This window comes from Collimonas sp. OK412 (assembly GCF_900112135.1).
Lineage (GTDB): Bacteria > Pseudomonadota > Gammaproteobacteria > Burkholderiales > Burkholderiaceae_D > Collimonas > Collimonas rhizosphaerae.
This window is the reverse complement of record NZ_FOLC01000016.1, coordinates 80,706-99,355: the sequence shown is the minus strand read 5'-3', so window position 1 is coordinate 99,355 and position 18,650 is coordinate 80,706. Positions and strand designations below refer to the sequence as shown.

Below are 18,650 nucleotides of genomic sequence, written 5' to 3'. Positions count from 1 at the left end.
CGAATTCTTGACACAGCTGCAGCAGCCCCTGATCCCCTGGCATGAGCAAACATCACACCCTAGACAAAGTCGACCGCAAGCTGCTTAACTTGCTGCAGCGCGACAATCAAATGCCGACCCGCATGCTGGCCGACAAAGCCCACATTTCCCAGCCCACCTGCCTGCGCCGCCTGCGCGATTTGCGCGACGCCGGCATCATCAACGCCGACGTCTCGCTGGTCGATCCTTTCGCGCTCGGCTACGGCATGCTGGCCTTCCTCGAAATCTCGCTGAACCACCAGTCAGACGAGCACATGCAGGAGTTCGAGCTGCGCATGAACAAGGAAGCCGAAGTCATGCAATGCTATTTCGTGTCCGGCGATTACGATTATTTCCTGGTCGTGCATGTGATCGATATGGATGCCTATTATCAGTTCGTGCGCCGGGTCATTTCCGGTTCCGGCAATGTCCGTCATTTCCAGTCCCGTTTTCCGATGAAGCGCGCCAAGTTCGTGACCCGCGTCGCCTTCGACGAAAAACCGGCCACGGTCGAGGTGCGCGTCGCCAAGTGATGCACTCCAACAGTGCGCCTGGACAATAAAAACACGGCGCTGCCGACTTCCGCAGAGACATACGCAAAAACCGCGCCATGTCGCTCCAGGCAAAAAAAAGACCGATGCTGTCGCCAGCACCGGTCTTTTTTATCGCCTCCCTGCAACGGGCGCGGCGGTCATCATGCTTGCACAGGGCGCGGCAGGATCAGCGGCTGCGGAGCCTGCCGCGGCATGCCGGTGAACGCGAAGTCGACTTCCGGCCGGCGGCCCGAGACGATCTCGGCGATGGCGCGGCCGGAACCGCAACCCATGGTCCAGCCCAGCGTTCCGTGGCCTGTATTGAGGAACAGGTTGCTGATCCTGGTCTTGCCGATATAGGGCACGTTGGATGGCGTCATCGGCCGCAAACCGGTCCAGTAAACCGGATTGTCGTAATCGCAGCCGTCGGGGAACAGTTCGCGGGTGCGGCGCGTGATCGCTTCGCAGCGGGTGGTGTTGAGCTCGCGCGTGTAGCCGTTCAGTTCGCAGGTGCCGGCCACCCGCAGGCGGTCGCCCAGGCGCGACACCACCAGCTTGTAGCCGTCGTCGGTCAGCGAAACGCTAGGCGCCGCTTCCGGGTTGGTGATGCTGTAGGTGGCGGAATAACCCTTGCCCGGATAGATCATCAGTTCGATGCCGAGCGGCTTCAGCAGCGGCGTCGAGAAGCTGCCCATGGCGACCACGAAAGCATCGGCATGCAGCACTTCGTGGCGGCCGTCGGCATTGATCACTTCGACGCCGGTGATCTTGGCGCCGGCGCCGCTGCCTTCGGTGATCAGGCGGGTGACGCTGGTGTTGTACTGGAAATCCACGCCGGCTTCGGCGGCCTTGGCGGCCAGGCCCGAGGTGAATTTGTAGACGTCGCCCGATTCATCGGTGGCGGTGAAATCGCCGCCGACGATCTTGTCGCGGATGCGCGCCAGCGCCGGTTCGATCCGGACCACTTCATCGGCGCTGATCGATTCGCGCGGGCAGCCGAGGTCGCGCATCAGTTGCGCGGCAGGCAGCGAGATGTCGAATTCTTTTTGTTCGGTATAGAAATGCAGGATGCCGCGCGTCAGGCAATCGTAATCGACGCCGGTGTCGGCGCGCACGGCTTGCAAGGTCTGGCGGCTGTATTCGCAGATGGCGACGATCTGGCGGATATTGTCGTTGGTGCGGGCCGGCGTGCATTCGCGCAGGAAATTCAACGCCCACTTCCATTGCAGCCATTCCGGGCGGAAGCGGTACAGCAGCGGTGCATCTTCCTGTCCCAGCCATTTCAGCACCTTCAGCGGCGCCTGCGGATTGGCCCAGGGTTCGGCATGCGACACCGAAATCTGGCAGCCGTTGGCAAAACTGGTTTCCTGGGCCGCGCCCGGCTGGCGTTCGATCACTGTCACATCGTGACCTTCCTTGTTCAGGAACCATGCAGAACTGGTTCCGATGACGCCTGCGCCCAATACGATTACTTTCATCTCATCTCCAAAAACCACCGTTTAATTACTGTCGAGCCACCATTTCAATAGCGCTATTGTAAGAAAACAGAGATTTTTTAGGCGATCAAAATGAGATCTGTTTTTTTTACTTTTATCTACCGTATTGCAAAATGTGATTGAAAAACAAAAAATTTACGTTAAATGTTTGTTTTTTTTAATTTGACTAATTCCAGGCTCACGGCACGGGAAATCACCTCGTCCAGGGTCTGGTGCAAACCCTCCCGGATTTGCGCCGCCATGCCCTCCACCGCGGTTTGCAGCACATCCGCCAAGCCGTCGCGCACCCGTTGCTCGATGACAAAATCGATCCGGTCCTGCAGCTGCTGCAGCACTTTTTCCCTTACTTCGGCTTCCAGCCGCTCCCAGTCGTGCTGGCTCAGGGCGCGCGCAACGGTTTCTTCCTGGCGTGCCCTGGGCAGCTCGAAACTGCCGTCATCCTCGGCAGCCTGCGCGGCGGCGCCGGCCGCGGTCGGCGGCGGCGTTTCTATAATGTCGGTCAAAGTCGGCAGCGGGACAATGACCTCGGTCAATAAAGGAATATTGGCGTCAAGATTGCTCATTACAGATTCCTCTAGGTCTATCTATACATTGTCAGCAACGAAATGGGTCAGGGGATAACCGCGTTGCTGGTAAAAGCGGTAGCGCTCGCGCCCGCCGGCCTTGTCGTCGTCGGCCAGCGAGATGATTTCGAACATTCTTTCGAAGCGGGCGAAATGCTGCGGTGTATTGCCGGACAGGTTGATCAGGATCTGGTGATGCGGCCATTCGATCTCTTCGTCGGCGGCCAGGATCACCGGGGTTTGCGCCGCCAGCGGATCGCCGGCCCTGACGTGGGGCAGGAAATCGTGCTCGGAAAATGTCCAGAGCGCGCGGTCAAGCGTCGCCAGGTCCTCGGCATTGCTGCCCAATATGACGATCTGGCGCTGCGCCGCGCGTGCTTTACGCACCAGTCGGCAGGTGTACAGGAACTTGTCCGAAATATTGGTGTGAAAGTCGATTTGCGTCATGAATGGAAATTGTCGGGCGGTAGCGTTTTAAAAACGGAAGCCGGGCGGCGCATTGCCGGCTGCCGGCGGAGTGTCGCCATTGCCGGTGCTGGCGGCAGCAGGCGAGGCGCTCTTGCCGGGTGCGGCGGCGGCCGGCGCAGCGGCGACCGGGGCGGCATTGCGATAGGTTTTCGGCAAGCGGCTGGTTTCCGGGTAGCCGGCGGTTGTCAGCGCGGTGCCCCAGGCGCTGGGGGAAAAGCCGCTTTCCTTGTTGCGGCCGACCGTCAACAAAGGCAGCTGGCTTTCGCTGGTAACCTTGCGGAAGGCGGCGATATCTTCATTGCTCTTGATGGTCTTTTCGCTGAACGGGATGCCGCGTTCGGTCAGCATCTTGCGGCCGTCGTCGCAGGGAATGCATTTCTCCGAGCTGTACAGCGTGACCGGACTGTTCTTGACCGCCTGCGCCAGTTCATAAGGCATGCCGTCGTTGACGTCGCTGATGCCGGCGCCGGTTTTCTGCTGCGTCACATTGCCCTTGGCCGGCGGGATGTCGCTGTAGGTGACTTTGCCGTCAGGGCCGGTCGATTTGTACAGTTGCGCTTGCGCGCCCGCGGCCAGCGTCAGCAGAAAAACCGTTGCAGCGAATTTCGTCCCAGCTTTCATCCTTTTTCCCCTATTGTAAGAATCGCCGTTGTACAGCGAAGGTTTGGTAGTGGTGTTGCTTCGATCCTGCTTGTCTTTACGCTTCTTTGCCGCCGCTTGCCTACTCATGCCGCCATGCCGCTATGGCGCAGCAAGGCGTCTATGTTCGGTTCGCGTCCGCGGAAAGCCTTGAACGATTCCAGCGCCGGGCGCGAGCCGCCGACGGCCAGGATTTCGGCGTGGAACTTTCTTCCGGTTTCCGCCGAGACCACATTGCCGCCGTGCGACGCTGCTTCTTCAAACGCGCTGTAGGCATCGGCCGACAACACTTCAGCCCACTTGTAGCTGTAATAGCCGGCAGCGTAACCGCCGGCAAAAATGTGGCCGAACGAGTGCTGGAAGCGATTGAAAGGCGGCGGGCTGATGACGGCGACCTTGCCGCGCACCTGGTTGATCACGTCCTGCACGCTTTGGCTGCCATATGGATCATAGTCGTCGTGCAAGCGCATGTCGAACAGCGAAAACTCGACCTGGCGCAAAGCCTGCAGCCCGGACTGGAAATTCTTGGCGGCGATCATCTTGTCGAACAGTTCACGCGGCAACGGTGCGCCGCTTTCCGCCTCGGACGTCATGTGCTGCAGCACATCCCACTCCCAGCAGAAATTCTCCATGAACTGCGATGGTAGTTCGACCGCATCCCATTCGACGCCGGAAATGCCGGAGACGCCGATCTCGTCGACCTGGGTCAGCATGTGATGCAAGCCGTGGCCGAACTCATGGAACAGGGTGATCACTTCGTCATGCGTAAACAAGGCCGGCCTGGCCGCGCCGTCGACCACGGCCGGCGCCGTGAAATTGCAGGTCAGGTAGGCGATCGGGGTCTGGATTTCGCTGCCGAGGCGGCGCCGGGCGCGCGCATCGTCCATCCATGCGCCGCCGCGCTTGCCGTTGCGGGCATACAGGTCGAGATAAAACTGGCCGATCAGCTTGCCGTCTTTCTGGATCTTGAAAAACTTGACGTCCGGGTGCCACACCGCGGCCTGGTCGGCGCTGATGTCGACTGAAAACAGTTTCTGCACCAGCTGGAACAAGCCTGCGACTACCACCGGTTCCGGAAAATACTGCTTCACTTCCTGTTCGGAAAAAGCGTAGCGCTGCTCGCGCAGTTTTTCCGCGGCATACGCCAGGTCCCAGGCTTCCAGCGCGGCCAGGTCCAGCCGTTCCGCCGCGAACGCGCGCAGCTCGGCCAGGTCTTGTTCGGCGAACGGCCGCGCGCGCTGGCCCAGGTCTTCCAGGAAAAGCATCACTTCGGCCGGAGTCTTGGCCATCTTGCGCACCAGCGACAGCTCGGCGTAGTTCTTGAAGCCCAGCAGTTTTGCTTCTTCATTGCGCAAGCGCAGGATCTCGACGATGTTGGCGCTGTTGTCCCATTCCGGCTTTTCGCCCAGCTCGGAGGCCTTGGTGGCGTTGGCGCGATAGATTTTTTCACGCAAGGCGCGGTTGTCCGCGTATTGCAGGATCGGGAAATAAGACGGGAAGTGCAGCGTGAACTTGTAGCCGGGCTTGCCGTCCTGCTCGGCGGCGGCGCGCGCCGCCTGGCGTACATCGTCCGGCAACCCGGCCAGTTCGGCTTCGTCGTCGACAAACAAGCCATAGGCGTTGGTGGCGTCGAGGATGTTTTCCGAAAAGCGGGTGGTCAGCGCGGCGTGTTTTTCCTGGATTTCGGCGAAACGGGCCTTCTTGGCCGGCGTCAGTTCAGCGCCGCCCAGCCTGAAATCGCGCAGCGCATTGTTGACGATCTTGCGGCGCGCTTCCGACAGTTCGGCAAAGTCGAGATTGTTCTTGATCGCCTTGTACTTGTCGAACAAGGCCAGGTTTTGCGCCAGCGCGGTCCAGAACTCGATCAGTTTCGGCTGGTTTTCGTTATAGGCGGCACGCAGGTCCGGCGTGTCGGCTACCGCATTCAGATGGCTGACGATGCCCCAGGCGCGGCTCAGCTTCTCCGTCACGTGTTCCAGCGGGACCACAAAATTGTCCCAGGTGACGGTGTCGGCAGGCGCTTCCAGCAAGGTCACCACGGTCTGCGCCTGCTGCAGCAGCGCCGCGATCGCCGGACTGATGTCGGCCGGCTTGATCTGGTCGAATTTGGCCAAGCCGGTAAAGTCGAGCAGGGGATTGCTGGTCTTGGTAGCGGTAGATGTCATTGCAATTACATTCTTTCTGCGGCTTCGATGGTATTGACCAGCAGCATGGTGATGGTCATCGGGCCGACGCCGCCTGGCACCGGGGTGATGTAACCCGCCACCTCCTTGGCGTTGGCAAAGTCGACATCGCCACACAATTTGCCGTTATCGTCGCGGTTCATGCCGACGTCGATCACGGCCGCACCCGGCTTGACCATGTCGGCGGTGACGATATTGCGCTTGCCGGTAGCCACCACCAGGATGTCGGCCATGCGCGTGTGCAGTCCCAGGTCGCGGGTCTTGGAATTGCAGATGGTGACGGTGGCGCCGGCCTGCAAGAGCAGCATGGCTTGCGGCTTGCCGACGATGTTCGAGGCGCCGACGATCACCGCATGGGCGCCGCGCACCGGGAAATTCACCGATTCCAGCATTTTCATCACGCCGTAAGGGGTGCAGGGGCGGAACAGCGGCTGGCCGGTCATCAGCAGGCCGGCGTTGCTGATATGAAAACCGTCGACGTCTTTTTCGGCGGCGATGGCTTCGATCACCTTATGGGCATTGATATGCGCCGGCAGCGGCAGCTGCACCAGGATGCCGTTGATCTTCGGATCGTGGTTCAGCGCATCGATGCGCGCCAGCAGGGCCGCTTCGGTCAGGTCGGCGTCATATTTTTCTAGCACTGAATACAGGCCGTTGTCTTCGCACGCCTTGACCTTGTTGCGCACATACACCTGCGAAGCCTGGCTGTCGCCGACCAGGATCACCGCCAGGCCGGGCTGCTTGCCCTGCGCGGTCAGCGCGGCGGCGCGTTTGGCGACGTCGGCGCGGAGTTGTTGGGAGAGGAGATTTCCGTCGATCAGTTGGGCAGGCATAGTAATGGCAATTGAAGATTGAGAGCAAAGCAGGATTATAAGGGGTGCGCGCGCCGAAGACTGCGCTGGTGACGTGTTGCCTTGTGGAAATTTGCGAATTTTTGCTGTTTACTTTGTCATCGGCCTGCGCAAATCCATTGGAAATTGCCGATTTAATAAAATTAAGCCTCGTCCGGCGTACTTCCCGGGTTCCCGGACGATTGTAAATTGCTGTCCAGCCGACATCCAACGCGTTCTTTCATTTTCGGCTATTCTCGCCTTCTACGACATCTGCATGTCACCGACCATGCCCGGAATAATGCAACAGGCGGCCGCATGGCAGAGCTGGCAAATTTGAATAAAAGGATGCTGAATTGACCGATCATTACACTCGCCGGCTGGCGCTGCTAGGACAAGAGCAGCATCGCGGCTTGCTAGGCCAGGGCCTGCGCGGCATCGAACGGGAAACCCTGCGCGTCGAGCCTGACGGCCGCCTGGCCCTGACGCCGCACCCGCGCGCGCTGGGCTCGGCGCTGACCCATCCGCAGATCACCACCGACTATTCGGAATCGCTGCTGGAATTCATCACCCCGGCCGAGCACGATATTGCGACCGCGCTGACCGAACTGGATGCGATCCACCGTTTCGTCTACACCAAGCTGGGCGACGAACTGCTGTGGAGCCAATCGATGCCGGCCCACCTGCCGGCGGAAGAACAGATCCCGATTGCCTGGTACGGCACTTCGCACATGGGGACCTTGAAGCACGTCTACCGGCGCGGCCTGGCGCTGCGCTACGGCAAGCGCATGCAATGCATCGCCGGCATCCACTACAACTATTCGCTGGCTGAAGGGGTGTGGCAGACCTTGCAGCAGGCGGAGGGCGCCAGCGGCACGGCGATGCACTTCCAGTCGGAAAGTTATATCGCGCTGGTGCGCAATTTCCGCCGCTACAGCTGGCTGCTGATGTACCTGTTCGGCGCTTCGCCGGCCTTGTCCAAATGTTTCCTGGACGGCCGCCAGCACCGGCTGGAAGAGCTGGACAAAGATACCCTGTACCTGCCTTACGCCACCAGCTTGCGCATGAGCGACCTCGGCTACACCAGCGAAGCCCAGGCCCGCCTGACGCCGCAGTTCAACAGCCTCGACAGCTATATCAAGAGCCTGGCGCGGGCGGTCAGCCAGCCTTATCCGCCGTACGCCGAAATCGGCACCCACCGCAACGGCGAGTGGGTGCAGATCAACACCAATATCCTGCAGATCGAAAACGAGTACTACTCGACCATCCGGCCGAAACGCGTGATCAATTCCGGCGAGCGGCCGATCCAGGCGCTGTCCGCGCGCGGCGTGCAATACATCGAAGTGCGCTGCATGGACATCGACCCGTTCGAACCGATGGGCATCAACCTCGAAACCTCGCGCTTCCTCGACGCCTTCCTGCTGTTCTGCGCGCTCGACGACAGTCCGGTGACCAGCGACGAAGAAAGCCTGGAAAACACCGAGAATTTTTCGCGCGCGGTGAAAGAAGGGCGGCGTCCGGGCCTGCAGTTGCGGCGTGACGGCAATCCGGTCGGCCTGCAAACCTGGGGCAAGGAATTGCTGCAGCGGATCGGTTCGGCGGCAACCCTGCTCGACGCCCAGCGCAGCGACGGCGCCCATGCGGCATCGCTGGCGAAACAAAACCTCAAGCTGGAGTCGGTTGAACTGACGCCATCGGCGCAGGTGCTGGCGATCTTGCGCGAGAACCAGGAATCGTTCGGCAGCTTTGCGCTGCGCCAGAGCAAGGCGCACGCGGCTTATTTCCTGGCGCATCCTCCGAGCCCGGAAGAGCGCAGCTATTTCGAAACGCTGGCGGCCACCTCCCTGTCCGAGCAGGAAAGCCTGGAGCGCAGCCAGACCGGGGATTTCGATACCTTTGTCGCGGCTTATCGCGCCAGTACGCTGGGCAACATGAGTGTCTAGCAAAAACGCCATCGGGTAATCTTGCCGGCGCCGGCGGCTTAGGCGGCCGGCCGGGTTCTCGCTGGCTTGAATGCGGAAGCGCAGGTCGCGCATCATTCTGAAAAACGCCTGTGAACACAATAGCCTGTGAAAGATATTGGAGAACTGCGTTCATGCTTAAGCCGGATTTGTTTGTGGACACCGGTGTCCAGCAATACTGCACTCCATATTGAAGTCCGAGCCAAGTCTCAATACAAACAAGCCGTTAAGCTAGCTTTCATTCCGCAATCCCTATTCAGCGCATGCCTGCAAAACCTTGCCAGGCCTTGCGGACTAATTCTTTGCGGAACAATAGGCAGCCCCAGATAGATTTCGAGAAAACTCAAATATTTCTGATAAAGTCACCCAGCTTGAAAGGCCGCGGTCGGCTATCGATTCAACCGTTTCCCCGTCACTCGTCTTTAACTAGGTATTCATATGTCAGCCAACTATCTTCCCAACGTACGGGATCAGTATGAATCGCTGCCTTACCCACCGTGCAATCCGCAAGACGAAAAAAAACAGTTGATACAGACATGGCTGGAAAGCCTTGCAATGATCAATCATTATTGTTTTTCTGGAAAACAATCGTTTCAGGAGCATTTTCGGATCTTGGTGGCAGGCGGTGGAACAGGAGACGCAACAATTTACCTGGCAGAGCAATTGCGAGGCACCAACGCCGAGATCGTCCATCTGGACTTGAGCTCGGCAAGCATTGCAATCGCCCGAGAGCGCGCGAAGATAAGGAGTTTGAAAAATATAACGTGGATCCAGGATTCCCTGCTGAATCTACCACTGCTTCAAATCGGGAAGTTCGATTACATTAACTGTAGCGGTGTTCTGCACCATCTTGAGGATCCTGACGCAGGATTGCACGCGCTGCGCACCGCACTCAAGGATACCGGCGCAATCGGCCTCATGGTATATGCCACTTATGGCCGAACCGGCGTGTACCAAATGCAGGAATTGATGCGTTTGATCAATGGCGAAGAATCCGATGCCGGCGCCAAGATCCGGAATACGAAGGAGATATTGAGTAGCATACCTGGGTCCAACTGGTTTCAGCGTGGCGAGGACCTGCACCATGACCATAAGCTGGGCGACGCCGGCATCTACGATTTGCTGCTGCATTCCCAAGACAGGGCCTATACGGTTGGAGAGCTGTTCGACTGGGTACAAGACGCACATGGCCTCAACCTGGAACTGACGGACGTTGGGCGAGGAAGATCCGCGTATCTTCCACATATGATTTTAGGTAAAAAGCCGCCAAAAAATCTGGGAACCTTGAAAGGCCTGCCGATGCAAAAGCAATATGAAATCGGTGAGCTGTTGATCGGCAACGTCATCACCCATTCATTTTATGTGACACGGTCAGCCGCATGCAAAGCGCCGTATGGCGATGCTGACTACGTTCCGTTTTTTTATCACGAACCGCTGACGGGTCCGCTGATGGCGCAGGTATTCAGCGCCAACAAAGGGCTGCCGTTCGTTCTTAATCACCAACACTCAGAAGTGAGCCTGATGGTGAATCCTGGAAAATATGGCGCAAAAATCCTGCACCATATCGACGGCAAACGCACTTTTCAACAAATATTCGATGCAATTCGATCCGCATCGGGAACAGACCAGGCAGCGCTGAGCAACCAAGATTTTTTTGCTGATTTCTTTGAGTCGTTCGACACGCTTAACGCACTGGAACGGCTGCTATTACGGCACGTTTCGGTGACAGAGCGGTGATATATTCCTGGCACGACCGGCGGCGGCTCCATGGCGTGTGCGCGATACTTGTCGTGATCGCTTGAGGAAGGCCTGTGGCCGCAATCGGGTGTGGATTCAACGGGTGTGGCCGGCTCAAAACAGCCAGTAAAAACCAATCTCTAAGGCGAGGTCCGCCCTCAATCCGGCCTGTTCCAATTGGATGAAATCACTTCGTTATGGAGGGCGCCGGACTGATATTGGGCATAAGAGACCACCGTCGAAACGAAAATCAAGGCGAAGGCAATAATGCTCCAAAATGCCGACCTCATTTCTGCCTCATCTCGTCCTGTTGATGGCTTATATTACACCCACCTGGTTAAACTAATGTAGCAGCTGTTTCGAGGCGCCGGCTATCAGCCAGAAAAAGGCGGATGAGAGCTTCTTCATAATGGCCGTTGATTCATGTTGTGTTCTATTTTTCTGCATTGGTATCATTGAGTACGATATTCAGCCGCCGGCGGTAAAGAGGTTTCAACCACATGTAGCTCAAGCGGGAGGATGTGATGAGTCAATTGAAAGACGTCAAAAAAGTGTTGTTCGTCGGCCAGCAGCCGGAAACTGTCGACTTCTCGGACCCAGCGTTACCGCCGGGTTTCAATGCGGAGAAGATTCATGCCGGCATTGCTGTTGGGATGCGGCAGATGGCTGATCGTGGGTGGCATGCCGACCTCTGCCTGGTGCGGCCGGATGAATCCGCAACTGTGGCGCTCGAGCGTCAACTCGCCAGCGCGACCTATGATTGCGTTGTAATCGGCGGCGGAATCCGCATCCCTCCCAAGAGCCTGCTGCTCTTTGAAAGGCTTCTGAACAGCGTCCACAAATCGGCTCCCAAGGCATCTATCGCTTTCAACACAGTACCCCAAGACACTGCGGACGCGGCTGGTCGATGGTTCAAAACTGAATGACGAATGCACGTTATTTCAGATATTGCCTAGCTGCGTGGGGCCGGATGACTTTCGCAAAGACAGCTTTGGAACGAATTGAGCCTGTCGCGACTGCCTCAAAACGGCCAGTACCTGCCGCTCGAACTTTCTGTTGAATAAGTCATATACAGGAAATTTTTCCATGTCCGTCATTCATGCCTATCTCGCGAAACCATCAAATTCTTATTCTTATGAACGCCTAGCGGCCGAGGTGAAGGCCTATTTTGACTTTGAAACCAAAAATGGCCTATCGATTGGTACATCTGCGAATCCGTTCACACGCGAGAAATATGAAATCCTCCGTTGGCCTGGATGGAGCTTTACCGCACATTTTGAAACTGGCCCTAACGTGGAAGCAGATGCAAATCATGTCGCAAGCGTCGTCCGCCATTGCTCGCCTGAAGTTAAAGAACGGACCGAGCGGATTCGTTTCGTGTTCTCACCCGATAAAACCCGCGAGTACACGAATCATATGGTTTGGGCTGTAGACTTTCTGTTGGCGATACCAGGAGCAATAGTTTTTGATGAAAGTGGAGAATCCATAATGCGACTAGTAACACCAGAAAAATAGACAGCTAGGTGATAAAAGACTTCAAGTTTCATCGGCAACTTGACTGAAATTTATAATTATTAGGATAAGAAATGCCATCTCCACTGTCGACAAAAAACAGGAAGTTACTGGGCTATGCTTTTTTTGCATTTTTAATTCTTATTCTTGGGGCTTTCGCAGGCGCTTTTATTGGACCGCCAAGTATCACGAAATCGTGTCTGGGAGTATTTTCCGTGGGCGTTGGCTTATTGATGCTGGCTGGCTGTATTCGAGCCATTTTTACCGGCGAATATAAATATGGACAGCCGGGTCTTTGGGAAAATATAGAAAAAAAAGAAGATAGACCGTTCGGATTTTGGTTCGTAATTGCTTTTATGTGCCTTTTAAGCGCCGTCATGCTGATGCTTGGTATATCAATGCTTTTATACCGATAACTCACTTTCAGTAATCCAGGGTATGGTCAGTCAAGATATTGTCGTGCCTAAACTAGGTTTGTTCAAACAGCAGCAATCGGCCAACAACAGCCGTCCGATCAACCTGCGGATCCGGTATATCAATGTTAATTATTCGATGATCAGGATGCATACAACGACAGGCGTCAACATATGACCACACAAGTACCGGAAATTCTATTTAATGCCACAGACTTTGAAGCTAGGAAGTTAACCGAGGCCGATCTCCCCGCGTTACAGGATTTCTTCGTTGCCAATCCCGAATATTTCCTGGCGGTCAACGGCATGTTGCCTCGCCCTGATGAGGCCAAACAGGAATTCGAAGATCGACCGCCCCCTGACATGCCCTTCGACGAGGTCTACGTGATCGGCTTCGTGGACAGAACAGAGCACCTCGTGGGAATGGCAACGGTGCTTTCAAATCTCATCGCTCCACACGTTTGGCACATAGGCACGTTCATCGTCGCCACTTCGCTTCACGGGACGGGCGCAGCCGGGTTCTTGTACGACCGGCTTGAGGAGTGGACCAAAGAAGAAGGCGCGCACTGGTTACGCTTGGGTGCCGTGACCGGCAACTTGAAGGCAGAACGCTTCTGGGAGAAGGTCGGGTACAAGGAGATCCGTCGTCGCACCGGCGTGCAATTAGGCAGCATGACTCATACGATTCGAGTGTTCGTAAAACCGCTTTGTATGTTTGGCCTACCAGAGTATTTGAGCTTGGTCGTTCGCGATCAGCCGGAGCTATAGTCTTTGAGAGATCGAACTCTAAACTTCGCTATCGACGGTGATAAGTTGACCGTCAGTTATCGGCCGATAGTGTTGAAAAACTCTTGTGCGATGCGGATTTTTTGCTAACCTTACAGCCATCATCAGACATAGGAGCATTGCCATGATGGGACAGCAAGGTGGGATGCAGAATAAGCTTTTCTACTCTTTCAACCTTGAAGATCATGTCCCTACCGGGCACCTGCTTCGCGGCATCGATCAGTTCTTTGATCTTGGCGATCTACGTGCTCACCTTGCTCCGTTCTATAGTCAAATTGGCCGTCCTTCAATTGATCCGGAACTGATGATGCGTATGCTGATCGTCGGTTACTGCTTTGGAATCCGCTCGGAGCGCAGGCTTTGTGAAGAGGTCCATCTCAACCTCGCCTATCGCTGGTTCTGTCGGCTGGGATTGGAAGACGCAGTTCCTGATCATTCGACCTTCTCGAAGAACAGGCATGGTCGATTCCGTGACAGCGATGCATTACGCCATGTATTTGAGTCAGTCCTGCGTCGCTGCATGACCGAGGGATTAGTTCGTGGTGAAGGCTTCGCTGTGGATGCCAGCATCATCAAGGCAGATGCCAATCGGGCGCACGGCGTTCCTGGGACTGAAGCGGTTGATTGGCGCCAGGCAGAAGGACAAAGCCGTGCGGTGCGTGAATACATCGCCGCTCTCAATGAACATAATCCGATAGAGGATGACGCAGTGGCTGCAGCAGAACCAGCAGCACCGCCGAAGAACATTTCAACGACCGATCCCGCAGCGCGCTGGACGGCAGCCTCAGGCGGCCCAGCCTTTTATGCTTACTCAACCAACTATCTGATTGATCTGCACGCCGGCATCATCGTCGATGTCGAGGCCACGCCAGCGCATCGTTCGCAAGAAGTCGAGTCGACTAAAACGATGATTGATCGAGTGGAAGATCGCTTCGATCTCAAGCCGCGCCGCTTAGTAGGTGACACTGCGTATGGTGTCGCGCCAATGCTGGCCTGGATGGTCGAGCAAAAAGACATTGCGCCACACATGCCGGTGTGGGATAAGACGAAACGGAAAGACGACACATTCGCCAGCGGCGATTTCCAATGGAGTGAGCAGGAAAACGAATATCGCTGCCCGGCGGGGAATGCGCTGCGCAGCGAGTGGCGCCAATTCAAAACCTCACGCACACATGTCACAAAAGCCGATACGATCGTTTATCGCTCTAGTCAGCCCGACTGTGCTGGATGTGCAATGAAAGATCAGTGCTGCCCGAATACCCCGATTCGGAAAATAGCACGCAGCATTCACGAGACAGCGCGGGATGTAGCCAGGCGCATCGCGTCCACACCGGAATACCAGCGATCGCGCCACGAGCGCAAGAAGGTGGAGATGCTCTTCGCCCACCTCAAACGCATTCTGAAACTTGATCGCTTACGATTGCGAGGGATTTCTGGTGCACAGGATGAATTCTTGTTGGCAGCAACGGCGCAAAATTTACGTCGGATGGCAAAGTGGTTGATGCCAAGCGAAGAAAAAGCTCAAATAGCGGCCGCATAACGCTAATCAGGCGGAGGCAATCGCCTAAAATTCCTATCCAACGAATCGATCCATGCCAAACGAAACGGAATCAACATCTCAATTTTTGAAAAAACAGAGTTTTTCAACACTATCGGCCACAACCGGTCGGTGGCGGATGGCCACTTTCGGCTGGGCGACCCTGCGGCACATCGACATGTCGCGATCCCTTGTCTGACCGTACACATTCCGTTAGCTGTCAGACGGCTCGTCGTCCAGCGCGGCAGCACAGCGTTTGAGCAGCTCGCAAAGAAGCCGGGCCTCTTCAGTTGACAGCATGGAGAGCATCTGCTTTTCCACTGCGTCGGCAGCTTTCGCGCCATCGGCGACGGCCTTTTGACCGACCGTTGTCAGCTCGGTCATGATGACCCGGCCATGCTCCGGGTGCGGGCTTCGCACAATCAGGCCTCCGCGTTCGAGATTGACGAGGATCGCTTGCATGGTCTGCGGCGTCACGAACGCCGCGCGAGCCAACTCGGCATTCGAGATTCGCGGATTGCTGGCGACGGCAAGCAGGGCTGCGTTCTGAGGTGCGGTGATGCCGAACCGTGCGAGTTCGGCATCCAGGCGTTGCCGCAATCGATGTTGCGTAATCTTCAGGTTGTAGCCAATCCAGTCGACTCCTCTTCGAGGCGTCAGTTTCGCAGTTGACATATCAGGGTCCTTACATTAATATCAGTACACTGATATTACTTGATAGGAGCTAGTATGACAACGCCAATCGGCCCCGACTTCATTGCCTTGCAGGTGCGCGACCTCGCTGCATCCCGCAAGTTCTACGTCGAGATCTTCGGTTTCGAAGCCTCGGCTCACTGTCCTCCCGGAGCGGTCATTTTCAAGACTGAGCCGATCCCGTTGGCGCTACGGGAGCCTCTGCGTGCGCTTCCCGAAGCGGGGCCGCTCGGTGTGGGGATGGCGCTCTGGATCGCGTGCACCGATGCTGACGCGCTGCACGACCTAATTGTCAAGCGGGGCGGAGCGATCCTCAGCCCACTCGCCGACGGCCCCTTCGGTCGCTTCTTCGTCGCCGGTGATCCCGATGGCTACGCGATCACCTTTCATACGGCGCGGAGCTGACCGTAGTCTGGTGGCCTTACAGCCACTGGAGATTTCGAATAACCATCGTCGACTCGTTCGCCGACTACACGTCGCGAAGAAGTCACGACCAACTGGAGTGCTGCACATTCGCCGCAAAACTGCTGCGGCGACTACTCGACATTACGAACGTCGGCTTTGCGGCGTTCATTATCGAGATCGCTACTTCCGCTTTGGGTCGAAATCGGCCTGTCACGGCCGGCTCAACACGGCCAATAGCGGGCACTAGAGCCCACGAAGTCGCTGCACTGAATAGCCATTCGCAGTATGCGATAGGATTAGTCCGAAGCACATCAAGCCCAGCCGGATTGTAGGGAGGAAACACCCAAAATCCAGTGGGTAAATCTGTTCCGCTTATCCGGCGTTTTCGGCTAGCGGCAGGCTGATGGTTAATCCAGGTTTTTGCCGGGAATATCAACGATGTTTGACTTATCCTCTTTAACCGAGGATGGCTAAGCGCGTTGTCACACACTTGAGCGGCGTCGCGGTCGCGTATCTCAGGGAAGACAACGTCCCGGCGCGCCAAGTACAGGTCGATTTCCTGCGTCTTGACAGGGTTGTTGTTACGGCCCCGATCGGGTCCAGGTCTGAAACAAGTTGGCCGCATTATTTGTTGAAAGACCAGCGTCGCCACGCACTGGCGACGCTGGTGCAGCAGGCCCTGTCTGTCCTTGAACCAGACAAGGCCGCAGTCGGCATTACGCGAGATCGAAGCGGTCCGCGTTCATGACCTTGACCCAAGCCGCAACGAAGTCCTTGGCGAACTTCTCCTTGGCATCCACAGTTGCATAGACCTCGGCATAAGCCCGCAGCACCGAGTTGGAACCGAAGATCAGATCGTTGCGGGTGCCTGTGTACTTGACCGCGCCGGTCTTGCGGTCGCGTCCTTCGAACAATTCGGCCTCGCTGTCCACGGCTTTCCACTCCAGGTCCATGTCCAGAAGATTGACGAAGAAGTCGTTGCTGAGTACGCCGACCTTGTCGGTGAACACCCCGTGCTTGCTACCATCAAAGTTGGCGCCGAGTACCCGCAGGCCACCGACCAGCGTGGTGAGCTCCGGTGCAGTCAGCGTCAGCAACTGGGCCCGGTCGACCAGCAACGCTTCGGTCGGAGCACTGAACTTGCCCTTGTTGTAGTTGCGGAAACCGTCGGCGAGTGGCTCCAGCACGGCAAAGGCCTCGACATCCGTCTGTTCCTGTCTGGCGTCGGTGCGGCCCGGTGCGAAGGGCACCTCGATCGAGATTCCACCCGCCTTGGCCGCCTGTTCAACACCAACGCCGCCGGCCAGCACAATCACGTCAGCCAGCGAGGCCTTGCCCGAAGCCTTCTGAATGTCGACCAGCTTTGGCAAAACACTCACTGCCGTCGCGTTGACTTCCCAGTCCTTCTGAGGGGCCAGAGCCAGGCGTGCGCCATTGGCGCCGCCGCGTTTGTCACCGCCGCGGAAGGTGGAGGCGGAAGCCCAGGCCACCGACACCAGCTCGGCTACCGATAGACCAGAGGCAGCGATCTTGGCCTTGATATCGGCAATGTCGGCCGGTGACGGCTGGTGCGTCGCAGCCGGCAGCGGGTCCTGCCAGATCAAATCTTCCTTCGGCACTTCGGGGCCGAGGTAACGCGCCTTTGGGCCCATGTCACGGTGGGTCAGCTTATACCAGGCGCGCGCAAAAGCGTCTGCAAAGGCTTGCGGGTCCTCATGGAAGTGCTTGGATATCTTGCCGAACTCCGGGTCGAAGCGCAGCGTCAGGTCGGTGGTCAGCATGGTGGGCTTGTGGAACTTGCCTTGCACATGCGCGTCGGGAATGATGTCCTCGGCATTCTTGGCCACCCACTGCTTGGCTCCAGCCGGCGAATGGGTGAGCTCCCAGTCATACTTGAACAGGTTTTCGAAGAAGTTGTTACTCCACAATGCCGGGGTTTTGGTCCAGGTCACTTCCAGGCCACTGGACACGGTGTCTTTGCCGTGGCCGCTGCCAAAGTTGCTGTTCCAGCCCAGGCCCTGGGCTTCGATGCCCGCGCCTTCCGGTTCGGGGCCCTTGTGCGATTCGGGCGCGGCGCCGTGCGCTTTGCCGAAGGTGTGGCCGCCGGCGATCAAGGCAACGATCTCCTCGTCGTCCATGGCCATGCGGCTGAAGGTGGCGCGGATGTCCTTGGCTGCAGCCATATAGTCGCCGCTGGCGTTCGGACCTTCCGGGTTCACATAGATCAGGCCCATGTGGGTGGCCGCAAGGTTGTTGTCCAGTTCGCGGTCATCATGGAAACGTTTGTCTGTCCCCAGCCAGGTGGTCTCGGCGCCCCAGTTCACGTCCAGGTCCGGTTCCCACACGTCTTCACGGCCGCCGGCGAAACCGAAGGTGCGGAAGCCCATGGATTCCAGCGCCACATTGCCGGCCAGGATGAAAAGGTCGGCCCAGGAGATTTTCTGGCCATATTTTTGCTTGATCGGCCACAACAGGCGGCGCGATTTATCGATATTGACGTTGTCGGGCCACGAATTGAGCGGTGCGAAACGCTGTTGCCCACGACCGCCGCCGCCTCGACCATCGAGGGTGCGATAGGTGCCGGCCGAATGCCAGGCCATGCGGATGAACTGCGGGCCATAGTGACCAAAATCGGCCGGCCACCAGTCCTGGCTGTCGGTCATGAGTTTGATCAGGTCTGCCTTGAGCGCCTTGTAGTCAAGTTTCTTGAACTCTTCAGCGTAGTTAAACTTCTCGCCCAACGGATTGGACTTGTTGGAATGCTGGTTCAGCAAATCAATGCGTAGCTGATTCGGCCACCAGTCTTTGTTCGTTGTGCCGCCACCGGCGTGGTGGAAAGGACATTTGGCTTCAGTTGACATGGGGATCTCCTTTGT

The 18,650-nt window shown here is 57.1% G+C and carries 17 protein-coding genes; 9 read left to right on the top strand and 8 right to left on the bottom strand.

The window, feature by feature from the left end; genetic code table 11:
• Nucleotides 1-41: 41 nt before the first annotated feature.
• Nucleotides 42-551, top strand: a complete 510-nt coding sequence (locus BM062_RS17045) for an Lrp/AsnC family transcriptional regulator (protein WP_092398984.1) — start codon at nucleotides 42-44, stop codon at nucleotides 549-551.
• Nucleotides 552-712: 161 nt separating this feature from the next.
• Here BM062_RS17045 and BM062_RS17040 read toward each other — a convergent pair whose 3' ends face one another.
• The 6 genes from BM062_RS17040 to folD all read right to left on the bottom strand — a co-directional run bounded on the left by BM062_RS17040 (nucleotide 713) and on the right by folD (nucleotide 6,733).
• Nucleotides 713-2,029, bottom strand: a complete 1,317-nt coding sequence (locus tag BM062_RS17040; protein WP_092398982.1) for a D-amino acid dehydrogenase — start codon at nucleotides 2,027-2,029, stop codon at nucleotides 713-715.
• Nucleotides 2,030-2,187: 158 nt separating this feature from the next.
• Complete coding sequence (locus BM062_RS17035; RefSeq protein ID WP_092398980.1) at nucleotides 2,188-2,610, bottom strand: hypothetical protein; 423 nt, start codon at nucleotides 2,608-2,610, stop codon at nucleotides 2,188-2,190.
• A 21-nt stretch (nucleotides 2,611-2,631) separates the two neighbouring features.
• Nucleotides 2,632-3,057, bottom strand: coding sequence for a DNA polymerase III subunit chi (locus BM062_RS17030; protein ID WP_092398978.1), 426 nt, complete (start codon nucleotides 3,055-3,057; stop codon nucleotides 2,632-2,634).
• A 27-nt stretch (nucleotides 3,058-3,084) separates the two neighbouring features.
• Nucleotides 3,085-3,699: a glutaredoxin family protein gene (locus BM062_RS17025; protein WP_092398976.1), complete on the bottom strand. Its 615-nt coding sequence runs from the start codon at nucleotides 3,697-3,699 to the stop codon at nucleotides 3,085-3,087.
• Nucleotides 3,700-3,803: 104 nt separating this feature from the next.
• Complete coding sequence (locus tag BM062_RS17020) at nucleotides 3,804-5,882, bottom strand: M3 family metallopeptidase (RefSeq protein WP_092398974.1); 2,079 nt, start codon at nucleotides 5,880-5,882, stop codon at nucleotides 3,804-3,806.
• A 5-nt stretch (nucleotides 5,883-5,887) separates the two neighbouring features.
• Complete coding sequence (gene folD / locus BM062_RS17015; protein ID WP_092398972.1) at nucleotides 5,888-6,733, bottom strand: bifunctional methylenetetrahydrofolate dehydrogenase/methenyltetrahydrofolate cyclohydrolase FolD; 846 nt, start codon at nucleotides 6,731-6,733, stop codon at nucleotides 5,888-5,890.
• Nucleotides 6,734-7,086: 353 nt separating this feature from the next.
• Here folD and gshA point away from each other — a divergent pair, with 353 nt between their 5' ends.
• The 7 genes from gshA (at nucleotide 7,087) to BM062_RS16985 (ending at nucleotide 14,679) form a co-directional block, all read left to right on the top strand.
• Nucleotides 7,087-8,673 (top strand): glutamate--cysteine ligase, encoded by a 1,587-nt coding sequence (gshA, locus tag BM062_RS17010; protein WP_092398971.1) that lies wholly within the window; start codon nucleotides 7,087-7,089, stop codon nucleotides 8,671-8,673.
• Between the two features lie 456 nt (nucleotides 8,674-9,129).
• Complete coding sequence (locus tag BM062_RS17005) at nucleotides 9,130-10,428, top strand: class I SAM-dependent methyltransferase (protein WP_092398969.1); 1,299 nt, start codon at nucleotides 9,130-9,132, stop codon at nucleotides 10,426-10,428.
• A 524-nt stretch (nucleotides 10,429-10,952) separates the two neighbouring features.
• Nucleotides 10,953-11,354 (top strand): hypothetical protein, encoded by a 402-nt coding sequence (locus BM062_RS17000; protein WP_092398967.1) that lies wholly within the window; start codon nucleotides 10,953-10,955, stop codon nucleotides 11,352-11,354.
• 160 nt (nucleotides 11,355-11,514) lie between these two features.
• A complete protein-coding gene (locus BM062_RS16995; protein ID WP_092398965.1) occupies nucleotides 11,515-11,943 on the top strand; it encodes a hypothetical protein in 429 nt (142 codons plus the stop codon).
• Nucleotides 11,944-12,014: 71 nt separating this feature from the next.
• On the top strand, nucleotides 12,015-12,356 hold the full coding sequence (locus BM062_RS25195) for a hypothetical protein (protein ID WP_139220082.1): 342 nt from the start codon (nucleotides 12,015-12,017) through the stop codon (nucleotides 12,354-12,356).
• Nucleotides 12,357-12,527: 171 nt separating this feature from the next.
• Nucleotides 12,528-13,121, top strand: coding sequence for a GNAT family N-acetyltransferase (locus BM062_RS16990; protein WP_092398963.1), 594 nt, complete (start codon nucleotides 12,528-12,530; stop codon nucleotides 13,119-13,121).
• Between the two features lie 142 nt (nucleotides 13,122-13,263).
• Entirely contained in the window at nucleotides 13,264-14,679 is a 1,416-nt protein-coding gene (locus tag BM062_RS16985) for an IS1182 family transposase (RefSeq protein WP_092398961.1), read from the top strand.
• 210 nt (nucleotides 14,680-14,889) lie between these two features.
• Here BM062_RS16985 and BM062_RS16980 read toward each other — a convergent pair whose 3' ends face one another.
• A complete protein-coding gene (locus tag BM062_RS16980) occupies nucleotides 14,890-15,351 on the bottom strand; it encodes a MarR family winged helix-turn-helix transcriptional regulator (RefSeq protein WP_092398959.1) in 462 nt (153 codons plus the stop codon).
• Between the two features lie 54 nt (nucleotides 15,352-15,405).
• On the opposite strand from BM062_RS16980, the gene BM062_RS16975 reads away from it, so the two are divergent.
• Nucleotides 15,406-15,774: a VOC family protein gene (locus BM062_RS16975; RefSeq protein WP_092398957.1), complete on the top strand. Its 369-nt coding sequence runs from the start codon at nucleotides 15,406-15,408 to the stop codon at nucleotides 15,772-15,774.
• Nucleotides 15,775-16,490: 716 nt separating this feature from the next.
• On the opposite strand, the gene katG is transcribed toward BM062_RS16975, so the two are convergent.
• Nucleotides 16,491-18,635 carry a catalase/peroxidase HPI gene (gene katG, locus BM062_RS16970; protein WP_092398955.1) on the bottom strand — a complete coding sequence of 715 codons (2,145 nt, stop codon included), beginning with the start codon at nucleotides 18,633-18,635 and terminating at the stop codon, nucleotides 16,491-16,493.
• Nucleotides 18,636-18,650: the final 15 nt, after the last annotated feature.

Excerpts from the sequence above, each read along its gene's own strand:
- BM062_RS17045 (WP_092398984.1), top strand. The coding sequence starts at position 42 with ATGAGCAAACATCACACCCTAGACAAAGTCGACCGCAAGCTGCTTAAC.
- BM062_RS17040 (WP_092398982.1), bottom strand. The coding sequence starts at position 2,029 with ATGAAAGTAATCGTATTGGGCGCAGGCGTCATCGGAACCAGTTCTGCA.
- BM062_RS17035 (WP_092398980.1), bottom strand. The coding sequence starts at position 2,610 with ATGAGCAATCTTGACGCCAATATTCCTTTATTGACCGAGGTCATTGTC.
- BM062_RS17030 (WP_092398978.1), bottom strand. The coding sequence starts at position 3,057 with ATGACGCAAATCGACTTTCACACCAATATTTCGGACAAGTTCCTGTAC.
- BM062_RS17025 (WP_092398976.1), bottom strand. The coding sequence starts at position 3,699 with ATGAAAGCTGGGACGAAATTCGCTGCAACGGTTTTTCTGCTGACGCTG.
- BM062_RS17020 (WP_092398974.1), bottom strand. The coding sequence starts at position 5,882 with ATGACATCTACCGCTACCAAGACCAGCAATCCCCTGCTCGACTTTACC.
- folD (WP_092398972.1), bottom strand. The coding sequence starts at position 6,733 with ATGCCTGCCCAACTGATCGACGGAAATCTCCTCTCCCAACAACTCCGC.
- BM062_RS17005 (WP_092398969.1), top strand. The coding sequence starts at position 9,130 with ATGTCAGCCAACTATCTTCCCAACGTACGGGATCAGTATGAATCGCTG.
- BM062_RS17000 (WP_092398967.1), top strand. The coding sequence starts at position 10,953 with ATGAGTCAATTGAAAGACGTCAAAAAAGTGTTGTTCGTCGGCCAGCAG.
- BM062_RS16995 (WP_092398965.1), top strand. The coding sequence starts at position 11,515 with ATGTCCGTCATTCATGCCTATCTCGCGAAACCATCAAATTCTTATTCT.
- BM062_RS25195 (WP_139220082.1), top strand. The coding sequence starts at position 12,015 with ATGCCATCTCCACTGTCGACAAAAAACAGGAAGTTACTGGGCTATGCT.
- BM062_RS16990 (WP_092398963.1), top strand. The coding sequence starts at position 12,528 with ATGACCACACAAGTACCGGAAATTCTATTTAATGCCACAGACTTTGAA.
- BM062_RS16985 (WP_092398961.1), top strand. The coding sequence starts at position 13,264 with ATGATGGGACAGCAAGGTGGGATGCAGAATAAGCTTTTCTACTCTTTC.
- BM062_RS16980 (WP_092398959.1), bottom strand. The coding sequence starts at position 15,351 with ATGTCAACTGCGAAACTGACGCCTCGAAGAGGAGTCGACTGGATTGGC.
- BM062_RS16975 (WP_092398957.1), top strand. The coding sequence starts at position 15,406 with ATGACAACGCCAATCGGCCCCGACTTCATTGCCTTGCAGGTGCGCGAC.
- katG (WP_092398955.1), bottom strand. The coding sequence starts at position 18,635 with ATGTCAACTGAAGCCAAATGTCCTTTCCACCACGCCGGTGGCGGCACA.